This window comes from Dokdonia sp. MED134, assembly GCF_000152925.2.
Lineage (GTDB): Bacteria > Bacteroidota > Bacteroidia > Flavobacteriales > Flavobacteriaceae > Dokdonia.
This window is the reverse complement of sequence record NZ_CP009301.1, coordinates 566,526-584,749: the sequence shown is the minus strand read 5'-3', so window position 1 is coordinate 584,749 and position 18,224 is coordinate 566,526. Positions and strand designations below refer to the sequence as shown.

The 18,224-nt window shown below is 35.9% G+C and carries 17 protein-coding genes; 11 read left to right on the top strand and 6 right to left on the bottom strand.

Translation table 11 applies throughout. The features are described from left to right. Positions 1-152 precede the first annotated feature (152 nt). From MED134_RS02555 to tsaE, 3 genes are all read right to left on the bottom strand, one after another. On the bottom strand, positions 153-755 hold the full coding sequence (locus MED134_RS02555) for a hypothetical protein (RefSeq protein WP_021778932.1): 603 nt from the start codon (positions 753-755) through the stop codon (positions 153-155). Beyond that, a complete protein-coding gene (locus MED134_RS15420; RefSeq protein WP_262485471.1) occupies positions 703-831 on the bottom strand; it encodes a hypothetical protein in 129 nt (42 codons plus the stop codon). The genes MED134_RS02555 and MED134_RS15420 overlap by 53 nt, the downstream gene beginning before the upstream one ends. Positions 832-1,100: 269 nt before the next feature. Further along, positions 1,101-1,508 (bottom strand): tRNA (adenosine(37)-N6)-threonylcarbamoyltransferase complex ATPase subunit type 1 TsaE, encoded by a 408-nt coding sequence (tsaE, locus tag MED134_RS02550; RefSeq protein ID WP_021778933.1) that lies wholly within the window; start codon positions 1,506-1,508, stop codon positions 1,101-1,103. 854 nt (positions 1,509-2,362) lie between these two features. On the opposite strand from tsaE, the gene MED134_RS02545 reads away from it, so the two are divergent. Both MED134_RS02545 and MED134_RS02540 read left to right on the top strand, forming a co-directional pair. Next, a complete protein-coding gene (locus tag MED134_RS02545) occupies positions 2,363-4,216 on the top strand; it encodes a helix-turn-helix domain-containing protein (protein ID WP_158407695.1) in 1,854 nt (617 codons plus the stop codon). 224 nt (positions 4,217-4,440) lie between these two features. After that, on the top strand, positions 4,441-6,237 hold the full coding sequence (locus MED134_RS02540) for a helix-turn-helix domain-containing protein (RefSeq protein ID WP_237747142.1): 1,797 nt from the start codon (positions 4,441-4,443) through the stop codon (positions 6,235-6,237). A 77-nt stretch (positions 6,238-6,314) separates the two neighbouring features. Here MED134_RS02540 and MED134_RS02535 read toward each other — a convergent pair whose 3' ends face one another. The 3 genes from MED134_RS02535 to MED134_RS02525 form a co-directional block, all read right to left on the bottom strand. After that, positions 6,315-7,010: a hypothetical protein gene (locus MED134_RS02535; RefSeq protein WP_021778936.1), complete on the bottom strand. Its 696-nt coding sequence runs from the start codon at positions 7,008-7,010 to the stop codon at positions 6,315-6,317. 144 nt (positions 7,011-7,154) lie between these two features. Further along, positions 7,155-7,853 (bottom strand): hypothetical protein, encoded by a 699-nt coding sequence (locus tag MED134_RS02530; protein ID WP_021778937.1) that lies wholly within the window; start codon positions 7,851-7,853, stop codon positions 7,155-7,157. 203 nt (positions 7,854-8,056) lie between these two features. Further along, positions 8,057-9,604, bottom strand: a complete 1,548-nt coding sequence (locus tag MED134_RS02525) for a bifunctional response regulator/alkaline phosphatase family protein (RefSeq protein ID WP_021778938.1) — start codon at positions 9,602-9,604, stop codon at positions 8,057-8,059. A 108-nt stretch (positions 9,605-9,712) separates the two neighbouring features. Here MED134_RS02525 and MED134_RS02520 point away from each other — a divergent pair, with 108 nt between their 5' ends. The 9 genes from MED134_RS02520 to fabG all read left to right on the top strand — a co-directional run bounded on the left by MED134_RS02520 (position 9,713) and on the right by fabG (position 18,220). Further along, positions 9,713-10,936: an HD domain-containing protein gene (locus MED134_RS02520; protein WP_021778939.1), complete on the top strand. Its 1,224-nt coding sequence runs from the start codon at positions 9,713-9,715 to the stop codon at positions 10,934-10,936. Between the two features lie 21 nt (positions 10,937-10,957). Continuing rightward, a complete protein-coding gene (lpxD, locus tag MED134_RS02515; protein ID WP_021778940.1) occupies positions 10,958-11,983 on the top strand; it encodes a UDP-3-O-(3-hydroxymyristoyl)glucosamine N-acyltransferase in 1,026 nt (341 codons plus the stop codon). Beyond that, the gene (locus tag MED134_RS02510; RefSeq protein WP_021778941.1) at positions 11,976-13,382 is read left to right on the top strand and encodes a bifunctional UDP-3-O-[3-hydroxymyristoyl] N-acetylglucosamine deacetylase/3-hydroxyacyl-ACP dehydratase; all 1,407 of its coding nucleotides are present in this window, start codon (positions 11,976-11,978) and stop codon (positions 13,380-13,382) included. Before lpxD ends, MED134_RS02510 begins: the two co-directional genes overlap by 8 nt. Position 13,383: 1 nt before the next feature. Then, positions 13,384-14,166 carry an acyl-ACP--UDP-N-acetylglucosamine O-acyltransferase gene (lpxA, locus tag MED134_RS02505; protein WP_021778942.1) on the top strand — a complete coding sequence of 261 codons (783 nt, stop codon included), beginning with the start codon at positions 13,384-13,386 and terminating at the stop codon, positions 14,164-14,166. 193 nt (positions 14,167-14,359) lie between these two features. Beyond that, the gene (gene efp / locus MED134_RS02500; protein WP_021778943.1) at positions 14,360-14,926 is read left to right on the top strand and encodes an elongation factor P; all 567 of its coding nucleotides are present in this window, start codon (positions 14,360-14,362) and stop codon (positions 14,924-14,926) included. Positions 14,927-14,993: 67 nt separating this feature from the next. Beyond that, entirely contained in the window at positions 14,994-15,929 is a 936-nt protein-coding gene (locus tag MED134_RS02495; protein WP_021778944.1) for a UDP-3-O-(3-hydroxymyristoyl)glucosamine N-acyltransferase, read from the top strand. Then, complete coding sequence (locus tag MED134_RS02490; protein ID WP_021778945.1) at positions 15,929-16,330, top strand: nuclear transport factor 2 family protein; 402 nt, start codon at positions 15,929-15,931, stop codon at positions 16,328-16,330. Before MED134_RS02495 ends, MED134_RS02490 begins: the two co-directional genes overlap by 1 nt. 74 nt (positions 16,331-16,404) lie before the next feature. Continuing rightward, the gene (gene sucD / locus MED134_RS02485) at positions 16,405-17,277 is read left to right on the top strand and encodes a succinate--CoA ligase subunit alpha (protein ID WP_021778946.1); all 873 of its coding nucleotides are present in this window, start codon (positions 16,405-16,407) and stop codon (positions 17,275-17,277) included. Positions 17,278-17,473: 196 nt separating this feature from the next. Continuing rightward, positions 17,474-18,220: a 3-oxoacyl-[acyl-carrier-protein] reductase gene (fabG, locus tag MED134_RS02480; RefSeq protein ID WP_021778947.1), complete on the top strand. Its 747-nt coding sequence runs from the start codon at positions 17,474-17,476 to the stop codon at positions 18,218-18,220. Positions 18,221-18,224 lie beyond the last annotated feature (4 nt).

The following is an 18,224-nucleotide window of genomic DNA, read 5'->3' as shown; positions in this document are numbered from 1 at the left end:
TGATAGCTTATAATCCTATCTATATAATAGGTTACTTAGATTTAATAGGGGAGTGGCTACTTTCGCAGAAGCGTAAAATAAGATATAATGATGTTAGAGTAAGTATGTTTATAATCTAAACTAATGTATGGTTTTTGTGGAATAAGAGAAGTTTAAAAAACATCATCATCTTCTTCCTCTTCTTCTATGATCTCATCACTTTCATCATCAATTTGTTGCAAATCTAAAGGAGAGTCTGCAGGTATGGTAACAATTTTACCATTCCAACGTACACGTTTAAGCTCTTGGTCTAAATTAACACCATACAAACGATCAAATATTTTTGTTCTTATCGTATACGTTATAGCTGCGACAATGGCAATTATTGGAATTGTATAAAGGAGTTCGTTGGTATCATTAAAACTTAAATCTTGATTAAGAGATGTAATAATTTGAAAAACATACATACTAATGGGTACGATAATGGAGTGATACCACCAGTGTTTACAGGTAAAAAACCAAATTAATAATAAAATAAATGGTACTACCTTACCAAACACTACCCAAGCCAGTGTATTAATACTTTCATAATATTTACTGTCTATAGTACCAAAAAAAGATTCCCAAGATTTTACATCTGGGAATCCTTGATATGCGTAAAAAAGTATAGGCGATAATACTATACATAAGGCAATAAGTGTACCTACAGATAAGATTTTTCTCTTATCCGTGGTCTGGTACTTTAATTTTTGATCTATCGATTGCTTGTTCTGCATTTTCTGTTATTGCAGTGTACGTTAATGCTGTTGCACCCGCGATAAGCAGGCCTAATAGTAAAGCTTTAATTTTCATAATTTAGAGTGTTTTGAGTATTAATGATTTGTTGATACAAACATCACTCTATTCTCTCAAATTATAACCAATCGCTTTTTTTTGTATATTCGCGCCCTTTTTGAAAAAAAATACGCGAAAACAACATTTTACACTTGTTAGGGGTTGTCTATTAAAATCTTATTTTTCGATTAAAAGTTTTATGTTATGTTTTTTATCAATAGGTGAAATCCATTTATCAGAAAATACCTACATTTTTGTTAAATCACATTAACATAATTTTAACATAATTAATTTATTGATATTACTCTTTTATTAATGTTTTGCTTCTCTATCTTGATAATATCTGCTTCTTTTGGTAAAAATTTTGAAATATTATCAGGCCACTCAATAAATATCCAGTCGCCATTATATATATATTCTTCAAATCCCATATCAAGCGCTTCTTCTTGATTTGTGATTCTATAAAAGTCAAAGTGGTAAATGAGCTGGTCATTACCTGTGACATATTCATTAACAATTGAAAAAGTGGGGCTACTTATGGTGTCTGTCACACCAAGTTTTTTTGCAATGGCTTTAATAAGTGTTGTTTTACCAGCACCCATCTCTCCATAAAAAAGCAATACGTTGCTTTGGACGGTAGTGATGATTTTATCTGCAATAGCTTCTATATCAGATAAATCATAAGATATTTGCATTATTAAGTAGTTTAAGGGCGTTGCTAATATAAGAATTTTTTAAACTTTTATCGTTCAAATACTAATTATGAGTCTTAAAATGTTTAAAAGAGTAGGAATATTCTTTCAATTAAAATTAACAAGAGCTATTGACATTTTTTTGTAATATCTGGGGTGAATTTTTTGAATAGAATTTTTTTCCTTTCCTTAGGAAGTAGGAATGAGGTTTATGAAGATGTTATTTTCTAGTAAGAAGAAGAGTAGTTTTGAGAGAAGTAGTGCGAGCGTAATACTTACTATAATTCTAATAAATCGATGTCAATCTGTAATAGATTTGAAGGCAACATTTGATTAACTGTTAGATCCCTTCATATAACTTGTTTCAGTTGCAAACCCCTAATATGTAGTATAAAAACGAGTTGATAAACACCGATTATTAGAATTGTGATAGTACCTTAATTTACTATTATTCCATAGTACTAGTAAATAACATCAGGTACTTGTCCATTTTTTGATTGTCCTTAAACGACATTAATGATTTAAAGGTCTTGTTTTATACCATACCAATCAACTAGGGTATAGGTATATTTATAAATATACCGTCTATATTTATCTTTTTACCGAAATTGTAGTATGCTGAAAAACAATGGTTTGGTCGTTGTTTAGTTCGTTTAAACTAAAAAGAACATAATGTATTTCAAATAGACATTTCAAGTCAAAAAACCTGCTAAAATAACGGCATAAAACAGCGGTACGACATACACTTACTTTAAGTTTTAAGTGTAAACTATAAGATGTTATGAGTATTATGAATTAAGTAAGAAATTTCGTTTGTTTACTAATGAATGTATATTTTTGACTTTTACTTGTTATTTATGAAGAAGCGCGTTTTTCTCCTTTTTTTAATTTTTTCTGTTGTAACTATTTCTGGTAAGGCTCAAGATTTACCCTTCTTAATTGATAATAAAGTCCCAGACTCTATACGCCTACAAGATTATCAAACAGTAAGGGAAAAATTCTTTGCATTAATACATAATGATATACAGGTTATTGATACACTATTACTAGAGCTTTATGGCAAAGATTTAATAATCAAAGCAACGGGAAAAAATGACCATCTAGAAGTCTCTAATTTTTACGATACTCTTAGTGATTATCGTGAAAATTGTTTACCTACTATTGATTATGTATTAAAATATACGAAAACACATAATCTTGACGAGTTCTATATTGAAGCGTTAATAAGAAAAGCTCTTTTTTTTATTAATACAGAGTCTAATTTAGAAGAAGCTTATAGTTTAGCTCAAGAGGCTTACGATAAGAACAAACGTTTTGATAATCCAGTTATAGCGTATACTACAAAGTATATTATGGCAGTATTGCTTGCGGATAGTGATAAAACTAAGGAGGCTATTAAAATGTATTTAGAACTTGAAGAGTTATATCATACTGATGTAATAAATCAAATATTTAAGTTTGACACGGATCAATATATAAAGGAGGCACTTACAGCTATACAGTATAATCTAGCATTAGCATATTTTAGACTTCATAATTATATCAAAGCTTCTGAATATATAAACAAAGTAAAGGAGTATGCAGATGTTTCTGGTACTAATGATTTTCTTAGCAAGTACTTAGGGCTAAAAGGTGGTATTTTAATCAGACAGGGAAGTTATAACGAAGGTTTAAAATTTACCAATGAATATTTAGACATAGCAGTTAATCTAGATAATGATGAGTTTTCTCACTCCTATACAATGCAAGGCATCGCCTATAGGGGTTTACATCAACCTGAGAAGGCTTTAACTTCATTTCTCACAGCCGATAGTTTACGTGATGTTGCTGGATCAGATTATTTATTTTCAGATTTAAAAGTTACTTATGAGTATCTACACAATCATTATAAACAAACAGGAGATGTAGCTAGACAAATTGAATATCTCAACAAGATGATTGCTTATGAAGAGGAGTATGGCAAACTTAGCCAGAATATAGGTGATGAGATAATAGCGTCTTACACATTACCAGAGTTACTGTTAGAAAAAGAAAACGCGATAAAGACCTTAGAAGAAGAAAAAGAAAGTAGAAACATTGGTATAATTCTCTTTGTAATATTGGGACTGGCAGCGATAAGCTTTGCGATTTACCAGTATAGAAGACGACTCAAGTTAAAGCAACGTTTTATAAACTTAAGAGATACTTATAGTGAACGCATAACCACTGAGGAAAAGCCAGAAGAAACTACTGCAGTAACAAGGCCTGTCGTACAAAATCATATAGAAGGCGCATTATCACATATTAAACCAGCCCAGCTTGAAAAGATACAAGAAGGCTTAGACAGTTTTGAGAAAAAGGCTCTTTTTACATCTCATAACGTGACACTCAAGAGCCTAGCCAACCAGATAGGGACAAACGCCTCATACCTTTCGAAATATATTAATGTAGAAAAATCTGAGAATTTTTCTACTTACTTAAATGATTTGAGAATTAATTATGTCCTCAAAGAGCTTTATAACAATCCAAAATTAAAATCTTACACAGTCGCCGCTATAGCAGAGGAGGTAGGCTTTTCTAACGTAAAATCATTTTCAACACACTTTAAACGTGTCACTGGGCTTTCGGTCTCCTATTTTATAAAAAATCTTTCTAGTGAGCGAGACAGCTTTTCTAAGGAGGAGAAAGACGGCGTTATCAACCTTTCTGACCGTGTGAATAAAGCTGGTTAAGGTATATTGATTTTTAGTACGCTTTCGCGAAAGCGTACTCACGCTTTGCAATATTTAAGTATTGTATGATAAAAAGGTGGCTTAAAGCATAAGCTACGTTGTAAAGTAGTAAGAAATTTCGTAAAATTTAAAATGTAATCTCTATTTTTGTCGGCTATTAGTTAGTTTCCCTTATGAAGGTTTACACCTTATATTTCTTTACAATACTTCTTTGCTTACCAGCTTTGGTATCCAGCCAAGACCTACCCTATATTACAGATCAAGAAGTACCAGATTCTATAGCTTCTATAGACTACTCAGTACTTAGAAAACGTTTTTTTAAAATTTCTAATGATCTACCTACAAATGTAGATTCACTCACTATAGAACTTTATGCTAGGTCTCTAATTACTAGAGCAAAACAAAAAGAGTTAAAAGCTGACTTTGCTAAATTTTATAGTGCTTTAGGTACTTTTAGAGGAGATATTGCAAGTATAGATTACGCACTTCAACATACAGATAAACAGGAATCATCAGACTTATATGAGCAAATATTGATTCAAAAGGCTATTCATCTTTATAATGATGATCAATTTCAAGAATCTTATGACATAGCTCAAGAGGCCTTGAAATTTGCAGAAAAATCTAAAAACTTATCAAATGAGTGGTCTCTAAAAAATTTAATAGCAGTATTACTTATTGAAAATAATAAAGAGGTCGAAGGAATACAAGTTTTAAAAGAAATTGAAAAGACCTATAGTACTGATAAGATTAAACAAATATTTCCATATAGTTGGGAAGCTAACAATAAAGAAATATTGGCATCGGTGCAATATTGTATTGCTATGGCATATTTTGATATAAATGAATTAGATAGTGCCACATATTATATATCAAAGATTAAAAAATATGCAAAAGATGCTAATGATAATGACTATTATTTATCTTATTTAGGATTACAAGCAGGCATATATACAAAATCACATAAATATAAAGAGGGATTAAAGCTTACTAATCAATATTTGGCAGAAAATCTAGATGGAGATCCCGATGCTTTATCTCACTCTTATGCATTTAAAGGCATAGCTCACAAAGGACTACAGCAACCGGAAGAGGCGCTCGCGGCGTTTCTTAAGACTGATAGTTTACACGAGTCTGGTGGTGCAGATTATTTGTTTCCAGAACTTAAAACCACCTACGATTATCTCCTTACACACTACAAAAACACGGATAATAGCACTAAACAAATTGAGTACCTCAATAAAATGATAACCTATGAAGAGGATTTTGGATCACTTAGTAAAACCATAGGTGATGGTATTGTAGCATCTTATACGATCCCTCAATTACTCTCAGAAAAGGAAGCAGTTATACAAAGTCTTGAGGGTGATAAAAAACAGCGCACTGTTGGTCTTATTCTTTTAATAAGCCTAGGGTTGCTTGCATTATTTTATGCGCTTATTCAATATAGAAAGCGACGTATTTTAAAACAACGTTTTGAAAACTTGCGCGCCATATATAGTGAGTGGGTTGTACAAGAAACGAATCCTGTAATGGAAGCCGAAGCAACCTTAGCTGTTGTAAAAGCTGAGCAAGACGGCCCTTTATCACGCATAAAGCCAGCACAGCTAGAAAAGATACAAGAAGGTCTAGACCGTTTTGAGAAAAAGGCCCTTTTTACTTCTCATAATGTGACGCTTAAGAGCCTTGCTGCACAAATAGGAACAAACGCCTCCTATCTTTCTAAATACATTAATGTAGAAAAATCTGATAATTTTTCTACCTACCTAAGTGATTTACGTGTTAATTATGTGCTTAAGGAGCTGTATGCTTCTCACAAACTACGTTCATATACTGTTGCCGCCATTGCAGAGGAGATAGGTTTTTCTAACGTAAAATCATTTTCTACACACTTTAAGCGTGTGACTGGACTCTCTGTGTCTTATTTTATTAAGAATCTAGAGGGTATTAAAGAGACTGCTGTGAAGAAAAAGGATGATAATGTGATAGACTTTTTAGAGCGAATTAATAAAACGGGGTAACTACGTTTTTATATCTTATAGCATCATAAAAAAACCACAGCTTCTGGCTGTGGTTTTTTATTTAAAAAGGAGGGTGTTTAAAACTTCTTAAGGCGATAGCTCAGGTTAAAGTACGGCAATATAATAGAAGCATTAGGTCTTGTGGTCGTACCAAACCCGTGTTGTGTAGAAAAGTATATGCCACCTGTAAAGCTTATGCCATTGCTTTCATAACCTAAAGCCGCATTAGTAGGATACCACGTAAAATTTCCATTATTTGCTAAAGCTATTGTACCAAATTCTACATCTGGTATATCTAAAATACGTGAAGTGGCATATCTTGTTCCAGTATTTGCAATACATTTTCCAAACCTTACGTAGAGGCTCTTGCCTTGTGAGAGCATAAAATGCTTTTCTATATAAAAATTATAATCCATTATTAATCTATATATAGGCTTGTCATAAGTTATGCCGAAATTATTAGAAACATTTGCTCTCTCGTTATAGACAAAGTTATAACGTAAGGAGTGCGAAAAGTTAAAACTCCAATTTTTTACAAACTCCCACCCCAACTCATAGTTTATGGAGGGACCTATTAACATATCATCAGTATTAAATGTTACAGGGGCTATACGAGTGACAATACCTGGCTCAAGTTTTTGTATTGGGGTTATTCTGTATTCGGTGCCTATAGTGAGGGAGAACTTTTTTCTCTTAGTTTCTTGTTCTTGAGATAATCCAAAGACACTGTGTAATAATAAAAAGAAGAGGGGGAGGTATTTTGCTTTGAGCATTTTAATTGTTTTATAATTTAAAGATGCTCTTTTCCTAGATGACGTACAAAAAGTTTCTACGAAGAATCATAAAAAAGCAGCCTTGTTTTATAAATATTCCTAATAATAATCGCGCTGTGATTTTTTATTTAAAAAGGAGGGTGTTTAAAACTTCTTAAGGCGATAGCTTAGGTTAAAGTACGGCAATATAATAGAAGCATTAGGTCTTGTGGTCGTACCAAACTCGTGTTGTGTAGAAAAGTATATCCCACCTGTAAAGCTTATGCCATTGCTTTCATAACCTAAAGCCGCATTAGTAGGATACCACGTAAAATTTCCATCTCTTCTAGTAGCTATACTACCAAATTCACCCAGTTCAGGTATATCTAAAAATTGCGTAGTGGCATATCTTGTTCCAGTATTTGCAATACTTGTTCCAAACCTCACGTAAAGGCTCTTGCCTTGTGAGAGCATAAAATGCTTTTCTATATAAAAATTATAATCCATTATTAATCTATATATAGGCTTGTCATAAGTTATTTCCAAATTATTTGGAACGTTTGCTCTCTCGTTATAGACAAAGTTATAACGTAAGGAGTGTGAAAAGTTAAAACTCCAATTTTTTACAAACTCCCACCCCAACTCATAGTTTATGGAGGGACCTATTAACATATCATCAGTATTAAATGATACAGGCGCTAAAGACATAATAAGACCTGGCTCAAGTTCTCTTATAGTTGTTATTCTATATTCTGTACCTATAGAGAAGGAGAACTTTTTTCTTTTGGTTTCTTGTTCTTGAGATAAGCCGAAGGCACTATGTAATATTAAAAAGAAAAGAGGGAGGTATTTTGCTTTGAGCATTTTAATTGTTTTATAATTTAAAGATGCTCTTTTCCTAGATGACGTACAAAATGTGTTTACGAAGAATCATAAAAAAGCAGCCTTGTTTTATAAATATTCCTAATAATAATCGAGTTGTCATATCTCATAATAGTATAAAAAAACCACAGCTTTTAGCTGTGGTTTTTTAGTTGAGTTTACGCTTTCGCGAAAGCGTAATAGGTCTATTTAGGTTCCATTACAACAAATGGAATCACCATTTCTTCAAGGCTCACACCACCGTGCTGGTAGGTATTTCTATAATAACTCACGTAGTGGTTAAAATTATTTGGGTAGGCAAAAAAGAGGTCACTCTTTGCAAAAATATAAGAGCTACTCATATTTATAGAGGGTAAGTGTATAGTGCGCGGGTCTGGTGCTGCGAGTACATCTTTATCTTCATAGGTAAGGCTACGGCCTGTTTTATAACGTAGGTTAAGACTGGTGTTTTTATCACCTATTACCTTAGAAGGATTTTTTACATTTATAGTACCGTGGTCTGTAGTAAGTACCAGCTTCATACCTAGCTCTTGTGCTTGTTGTATCATAGAGAGCAGCGGTGAGTTTTTAAACCAGCTCTCTGTAAGGGAGCGGTATGCCTTATCATTACTAGCTAGCTCTTTTATGACCTCCATCTCGGTTTTAGAGTGCGAGAGCATATCTACAAAGTTATAGACCACCACAGTAAGGTCATTATCCTTTTGAGACTTAAAGTTGTCTGCTAGCTTTTTACCATTTTTAAGATTAGTAATTTTATGGTATTCCCACTTTACATCTAGGTTTAATCTCTTAAGTTGCGCCTCAAGAAAGGCCGCCTCGTGCATATTTTTTCCTCCCTCGTCTGTGTCATCTAGCCATAGATTGGGGTGTTTCTTTTTCATATCTTCTGGCATAAGCCCAGAAAATATGGCATTACGAGCATACTGTGTTGCGGTAGGGAGTATACTGTAGTAAGGCTCTTCTTGTACTTTTTTATAATGGGCAGCAAGGTGTGGCTCAAAAGCCTTCCACTGGTCATAGCGCATATTATCTATCACCACAAAGAGGGTAGGAGTACCCTTTTTAATATGAGGCTGTACCTTGTCTTTAAACAAGGTGTGAGACATTGTAGGAGCATCATAACCGTCAAACCAGTCTGGGTAATTTTTATCTATAAATTTACAAAACTGGTTATTTGCCTCTGTTTTTTGAGACTCTAGAATCTCAAACATCCCGCTATCTTCTATGCCTTCTAGCTCCATCTCCCAGTAAATGAGTTTCTGGTACAGTTCGCTCCACTCCTCAAAACTATTTATCATAGAAAGGTCCATCGCAATTTTTCTAAACTCTTGCTGGTATGAGGATGTTGTTTTCTGGCTTATAAGACGGCTATGGTCAAGGTTTTTCTTTAAGCTTAGTAAGATCTGGTTAGGGTTTACCGGTTTTATAAGGTAGTCTACTATTTTTGAGCCTATGGCTTCTTCCATAATGTACTCTTCTTCACTCTTAGTGATCATCACGACGGGCACATTTTCTCTTTTATTTTTTATCTCATTGAGCGTCTCAAGCCCCGTGAGGCCAGGCATATTCTCATCTAGAAATATGATGTCAAAGTTTTGTTCATCTATCATATCTACTGCCTCTGCACCGTTATCACAGGTGGTCACGGTATAATTTTTCTTTTCAAGAAAGAGGATGTGTGGTTTCAATAAGTCTATTTCGTCGTCTACCCAGAGTATTTGTATGTTGCTCATATATATAGTTAGTTCTTTAGTGGCCTTACCGTTGTATGGTGAAACCTTATATTTGTAAGGAGTACGCTTTCGCGAAAGCGTAAAACAACAGAATTTAAACTTTTTCTATTGCAGTCTTCCAAAGTTACAATTATTAACGACCCTATTTATGGGTTTATTACCATACCAAATGGGGTGCTCTTTGATCTCATACAGCACAAATATTTTCAGCGACTGAGACGTATCACCCAGATGGGGCTTTCTTATCTCGTATATCCTGGGGCGCATCACACCAGATTTCAGCACGCTATAGGCTGTCTGGGTGTAATGCAAAAAGCGCTCAAAGTCCTTATAGACAAAGGTGTTGTTATATCTGAGGCAGAGCAAGAAGCTGTACTTATCGCAATCTTATTACACGATATAGGTCACGGTCCTTTTTCGCACGCGATGGAGCATAGCATTGTAGATGGGGTGAGTCACGAAGATATTTCTACCTTATTTATGGAGGCTCTCAATGAGGAGTTTAACGGAAGTTTAACGCTCGCCATACAGATTTTTGAAGGGTCATATCATCGCTCCTTTTTAAATCAGCTGGTTTCTGGGCAGCTAGATATGGATCGTACAGACTACCTCAAGCGCGATAGCTTTTATACGGGTATGGCAGAGGGTAACATTAATACAGAGCGCATAGTCGCAATGCTCAATGTAAAGGATGACCACCTAGTGGTAGAAGAAAAAGGGGTGTATACGGTAGAGAAGTTTCTCGTGGCGCGACGCCTTATGTACTGGCAAGTGTATTTACATAAAACGGGTATCGTTGCAGAGCAATTGCTTACCAGGGTACTTAAAAGAGCAAAAGAGCTCTCGCGAGAGGGTGAGATATTACCTTCTAGCAAGGCACTGCAGTTCTTCTTGCAAAATCAAATAGATAGCGATACCATAAAAAAGAGCTTAGACACCTTTGCACAGCTTGATGATTATGACATTATTTCGGCAATGAAGGAGTGGTGCTCGCATAAGGACTTCGTGCTTTCTGAGCTGTCTAAGAGTATCATAAATAGAGACTTATTAAAAGTAAAAATACGTAAGAAGCCTTTTGCACCAGCTAAACTGGAAAAGCAAACGACTACACTTATGGAGCGATATGATATATCTCATCACGAGGCGAGCTACTTTGTGTTTACAGGTACGATATCAAATCAAGCGTATAATTATAAAAAAGGGGGGATTAATATATTATTGAGTAATGGAAAGATTGTAGATGTTGTAAAGGCTAGTGACCAGCTTAGTTTAAAATCACTTACTAAAGAAGTAGTTAAAAACTATCTGTGTTACCCAAAACCTAAACGTTAATTTTTCCTATTTTTGTGCTTTATGAAATTTACCGCAACCCAAATCGCAGGCATACTAGAAGGGACCGTAGAAGGTAACCCAGAAGTAGAGGTCTCTAAGCTCGCCAAAATAGAAGAAGGAACCCCTGGTTCTCTTACTTTCCTGGCAAACCCTAAGTATACATCATACATCTACTCAACAGAGGCTAGTATTGCCATTGTGGGTAATGATTTTGTGGCAGATCAAGAAGTTAAGCCTACACTCATACGTGTAGAAGATGCTTATAAGTCTTTCTCAAAATTATTAGAATATTATAACCAAGTAAAACTAAGTAAGTCTGGTATAGAACAACCTTGTTTTATATCTGATACGGCTAGTTATGGTGAAGGGCTATATCTAGGTGCATTTTCTTATTTAGGAGATAACGTGCGTATAGGTGATAATGTAAAGATTTATCCTAACGTTTATATAGGTGATAATGTAACCATAGGTGATAACTGCGTGCTTTTTGCAGGGTCTAAGGTATACTCAGACAGTGTGATAGGTAATACTGTTTATATACACAGTGGTGCTATAGTAGGCGCAGATGGATTTGGCTTTACGCCAAATGAAAAAGGGGAGTATAGTAAAGTACCACAAACAGGTAATGTAATTATAGAAGATCACGTAGATATAGGTGCTGGTACTACTATAGATCGTGCTACACTAGGATCTACTATTATAAGAAAAGGAGTAAAACTAGATAACCAAATACAGATTGCACATAACGTAGAGATAGGTGCACACACCGCTATTGCTGCTCAAACAGGAATTGCAGGATCTACTAAGATAGGTAAGCACTGTCTTATAGGTGGGCAAGTAGGTATCTCTGGTCACCTCACCATAGGTGATAAAGTGCGCATACAAGCACAATCTGGTATAGGAAGAAATATAAAAGATGGTGAAGTGCTGCAAGGCTCTCCGTCATTTAACTACGCAGACTGGAACCGCTCTTATGTACATTTTAAAAATTTACCAAAAATTGTACAAGCGGTAAACAAACTAGAAAAACAACAAAACAATGGGTAACGCTAAAGCACAACAACGTACGATAGCAAAAGAAGTAAGCCTTACAGGAGTAGGTTTACACACTGGTGCAAATGTAAAAATGACATTTAAGCCAGCGCCAGAAAATCACGGATATAAGTTTAAACGTATAGACCTTGAGGGGGAACCTATTCTCAATGCAGATGCCTCTCTCGTTACAAATACTCAAAGAGGTACAAACCTTGAAAAAGGTGGAGTGGCTATACAAACTACAGAGCACGTTCTTGCTGCTTGTGTAGGTCTAGAGATAGATAACCTGCTTATCGAGCTAGACGCATCTGAGCCGCCTATTATGGATGGATCGTCAAAGTTTTTTGTAGAAGCACTAGAAGAAGCAGGTATACAAGAGCAGGATGCAGCACGTGATGAGTATATAGTAAAGGAGGTCATCACTTATAGAGATGAAGAAACGGGAAGTGAGATTATCCTTATGCCATCAGACGAGTATCAGGTAACTACAATGGTAGACTTTGGTACAAAGGTGCTAGGTACTCAAAATGCAAGTATACAGCACATCTCAGAGTTTAAAGAAGAGATATCAGATAGTAGAACCTTTAGTTTTCTACACGAGATAGAGATGCTACTTGAGCACGGTCTTATAAAAGGAGGTGATCTTAACAATGCGATTGTATATGTAGATAAGGAATTATCGCCTAGTACAATGGAAAAGTTACGCGTAGCCTTTAATAAAGATCACATTTCGGTAAAACCTAACGGTATTTTAGATAACCTTACTTTGCATCACGCAAACGAGGCAGCACGTCATAAATTACTTGATGTAATAGGTGATCTTGCACTTGCAGGTACCCGTATACGTGGTAAAGTTATAGCAAATAAACCTGGGCATTTTGTAAACACACAGTTTGCAAAGAAGCTACAGAAAATCATAAAAAATGAGCGTCGCAACTATGTGCCAGATGTAGACTTACACGCAGCGCCAGTAAAGGATATTAATCAAATTATGGAGATGTTACCACACAGACCTCCATTCTTACTGGTAGATAAAATTCTAGAACTTACAGAAGAGCACGTAATAGGTATAAAAAATGTCACGATGAATGAACCATTCTTCGTAGGGCATTTTCCTGGTGCACCTGTAATGCCAGGAGTACTTCAGATTGAGGCAATGGCACAAACAGGAGGTATATTGGTACTCAGTACAGTACCAGATCCAGAAAACTATCTTACATATTTACTTAAAATAGATAACGTAAGATATAAACATCAAGTGGTGCCGGGTGATACGCTTATTTTTAAGCTAGACCTTATGGCGCCTATACGTAGAGGAATTTGCCAGATGCAAGCACGTGCTTATGCAAATGGAAAATTAGTGTCGGAGGCAGAAATAATGGCTCAGATCGTTAAAGTAAAAAATAACTAATATGAATCAGCCATTAGCATATGTGCACCCGGGTGCAAAAATTGCAAAGAATGTAGTGATAGAGCCTTTTACAACTATACATAATAATGTTGTAATAGGTGAGGGAAGCTGGATAGGTTCTAACGTAACTATTATGGAGGGAGCTCGTATAGGGAAGAACGTAAGTATCTTTCCGGGAGCAGTAATCTCTGCAGTGCCACAAGATAAAAAGTTTAATGATGAAGATACCGTTACCATTATAGGTGATAACACGACGATACGCGAGTGTGTTACCATAAACCGCGGTACATCAGACCGTATGAAAACTCAAGTAGGTAATAACTGCTGGATTATGGCATACTGTCACATAGCACACGATTGTATCGTTGGTGATAACTGTATTTTTTCAAACAATAGTACACTAGCAGGACACATTACCGTAGGTGATTATGTGGTCCTTGCAGGTATGGCAGCCATACAGCAATTTTGTACCATAGGGAGTCACGCCTTTGTAACCGGTGGATCGCTAGTACGTAAGGATGTACCGCCATTTGTAAAAGCAGGTCGTGAGCCATTAAGTTATGTAGGTATAAACTCTATAGGTCTACGTAGACGCGGTTTTACGACAGAAAAGATAAGAGAGATACAAGATATCTTCCGTATACTATACCAAAAGAATTATAACAACTCACAAGCGGTCACTATTATAGAAGCAGAGATGGAGGCAACTCAAGAGCGTGATGAGATCTTACAGTTTATAAAGAATTCTCAACGCGGTATTATGAAGGGGTACTTTAGCTCTTAATAGTTGTGTTTCCGCTTTCGCGAAAGCGGAATTTAAACCATATCAAACAACCTCTAGCTTTAGGCGCGAGGTGACAGAATAATAAACAAGAGGGGAGAGTGGTAATCTTTTCCTATTTTCGCGAAAGCGTTATTTTAACAACAATATCAATATGAGTATCTCGAGCTAAGAGGTAGTCGATTAATTTTAATTTATGGCAACAACATCAGATATCCGTAACGGTCTTTGTTTACACTACAATAATGACATCTATAAAATTGTAGAATTTTTACACGTAAAACCTGGTAAAGGTCCAGCTTTTGTACGTACAAAAATGAAGAGCGTGACAACTGGAAAAGTGTTAGATAACACATTTTCGGCAGGACATAAAATAGACGAAGTACGTGTAGAAACTCACAAATTTCAGTTTTTATACAATGATGGAGAAGGGTATCACTTTATGAATACCGAAGATTACACACAGATTGCTTTACAAGAAACAGCGCTAGATCGTTCTGACTTATTAAAGGAAGGTGAAGTAGTAACAGTACTTATTAACTCTGAAGACAACTCTCCACTCTCTGTAGATATGCCAGCCTCTGTTGTGCTTGAAGTGACACATACTGAGCCTGGAGTAAAAGGAAATACAGCTACAAATGCGACAAAACCTGCAACAGTAGAGACAGGAGCAGAGGTAAACGTACCTTTATTCATAAATGAAGGAGATAAGATTAAGATCGAGACTGTAAAAGGTACGTATAAGGAGCGTGTTAAAGAATAAATAATACTAGCTAACTAATTATAAAAATCCCGCAATTTGGCGGGATTTTCTTATTATATTCGTAATCGTGAAATTTCAAAAACAACATACACTTCAAGAAATCGCCAGTCTCATAGACGCCACTTTTGTGGGTGATGCATCATTTCCAGTACTTGGTATGAATGAGATACACGTCGTTGAGGCGGGAGACATCGTTTTTGTAGATCATCCTAAGTATTATGATAAAGCGCTTAACAGTGCTGCAACAGTAATACTTATTAATAAAGAGGTAGATTGTCCAGAAGGCAAAGGGCTACTTATCTCTGATGATCCTTTTAGAGATTTTAATAAACTTACTACGCATTTTAAACCTTTTGAGAGTGCAGGAGCCAGTGTTGCCACAACAGCATCAATAGGTGAGGGAACGGTTATACAACCTAATGCCTTTATAGGTAATCACGTTACAATAGGAAAAAATTGTACCATACACTCTAACGTAAGTCTTTACGACCATACGGTAATAGGTGATAATGTGACAATACACGCTGGGAGTATACTGGGTGCAGATGCTTTTTATTATAAAAAACGACCAGAAGGTTTTGATAAACTTAAATCTGGTGGTCGCGTGGTTATAAAAGATAATGTAGATATAGGCGCTGCCTGTACTATAGATAAAGGCGTTACGGGTGACACTACTGTAGGGGCTGGTACTAAAATAGATAACCAGGTGCATATAGGTCACGATACGGTTATAGGAGAGAGGGTCTTAATAGCCTCTCAGACTGGGATAGCTGGTTGTGTAGTTATAGAGGATGAAGTGACATTGTGGGGTCAGGTAGGTGTAACCAGTGGTATTACAGTAGGAGGTAAAGCCGTGATCTCTGCACAAAGTGGTGTAAGTAAGTCACTAGAAGGTGGTAAAAGTTATTTTGGATCTCCAGCAGGAGATTTTAGAACAAAATATAAAGAACTTGCGGCATTGCGCCAGGTTCAAGAATTATTAGATAAATTAAATAAGCAATAATGGCTAAGAGTAAGAAGAAGATCGTGCGAGAGTTTTATGAGTCAGATTTTTTTAATGACACCTCTAACCTTGATAAGTATATGCATCCAGAAATGGAACTTTACTGGAATGCAAAAACTGGATACAATCATATGGATATCCAGGCTGTAAAGGATATGGCAACAGAGGCTGGTAAGTCTTTTGATGCAGTGCGACCTCATATTACACACCTTATGTCTGATGGTGATAATGTAGTAATACGTTTTACATATCACGTAACTACTATAGAGACACCAGAGGTAGAAGAGCCTATTGCACACTTTATGGCTATATGGGAACTTAAGGACGGATTAATGTACCGTGGTTACCAGATGTCCCAGCCTATAGAAGAAGATAAAGAGGCTATGAAGTCTTGGAAGTAAAATTCATTAATATTTTACTTGAGAATACTTAATCAAACTGCTATTTTTGCAGAGCAAAATTTTAAAACAAACTGATGAGCGTTTTAGTAAATAAAGATTCAAAAATAATTGTTCAAGGATTTACAGGTAGCGAGGGAACTTTCCACGCGGGCCAGATGATCGACTATGGAACAAATGTAGTAGGTGGAGTTACTCCAGGTAAAGGAGGACAAGTACACCTAGATAAGCCTGTTTTTAACACAGTACAAGAAGCTGTAGAAAAAGTAGGAGCAGACACAACTATTATTTTTGTACCGCCAGCATTTGCTGCAGATGCAATTATGGAAGCTGCAGATGCAGGTATCAAAGTAATTATAACAATTACAGAAGGTATCCCTGTTGCAGATATGATCAAAGCATCAGACTATATCGCTACAAAAGAGTGTCGCCTTATAGGACCTAACTGTCCAGGTGTAATCACTCCAGGAGAAGCAAAAGTAGGTATTATGCCAGGTTTTGTTTTTAAAGAAGGAAAAGTAGGTATCGTTTCAAAATCTGGAACACTTACTTATGAAGCTGCAGACCAGGTTGTAAAACAAGGTCTTGGTATCACAACAGCTATCGGTATAGGTGGTGACCCAATTATCGGGACAACTACAAAAGAAGCTGTAGAGTTACTTATAAATGACCCAGCAACAGAAGCTGTCGTAATGATAGGTGAGATAGGTGGTCAACTAGAAGGTGATGCTGCAAAGTGGTATAAAGAAAGCGGAAGCAAGAAGCCAGTTATAGGATTTATAGCCGGAGAGACTGCACCAGCAGGACGTACAATGGGGCACGCAGGTGCAATTGTAGGTGGATCTGATGATACAGCTCAAGCTAAAAAAGCAATTATGAGAGAATGTGGAATACACGTAGTAGATTCTCCAGCAGAAATAGGTAAGAAAGTAGCAGAAGTTTTAGGCTAGTATTTTATCTAATAACTATTAAAAAAACCTCTCAAGTATCGAGAGGTTTTTTTGTGCTTTATGGTTATCGTAATTCTTATATTTGATATATAAATAAGTGGGGTATTACGCTTTCGCGAAAGCGTAAAAAAGAATATGCTAAGTATATCGAACACTTATTATAAAAACAAAACAGTCAACAGACACAATATTTATAATGAAATTACTAGAGGGAAAAACAGCCATTATTACAGGTGCTAGCCGTGGTATCGGAAAAGGAATAGCAGAGGTTTTTGCACAACACGGAGCAAATGTAGCTTTTACATACAGCTCATCATCTGCCGCGGCAGATGAGCTTGAGAAAAGCTTAGAAGGAACTGGCGTAAAGGTAAAAGGATATAAAAGTAACGCTGCAGATTTTGAGCAGGCACAAGAGCTTGTGAAAAATGTTCTTGAAGATTTTGGCGCGATTGATATCTTGATAAACAACGCAGGTATCACAAAAGATAATCTCCTTATGCGTATGTCTGAAGAAGATTTTGATAAAGTGATAGAAGTAAACCTTAAGTCTATTTTTAATATGACTAAGGCTGTACAACGCACGATGCTTAAGGCTCGTAAGGGAAGTATCATAAATATGAGCTCTGTAGTAGGAGTAAAAGGAAATGCTGGGCAGGCAAACTATGCAGCATCAAAGGCAGGTATGATAGGTTTTTCAAAATCTATGGCACTAGAGCTAGGTTCTCGTAACATACGTACTAACGTGATTGCACCAGGATTTATCGAGACAGAAATGACAGGTAAGCTAGATGAGGCTACTGTTGCATCGTGGAGAGATGCTATACCGCTTAAACGTGGTGGTAGCCCAGAAGATATTGCAAACGCTTGTGTATTTTTAGCAAGTGATATGAGTGCCTATATCACAGGTCAAGTGATTAATGTAGATGGAGGGATGCTTACCTAAAACA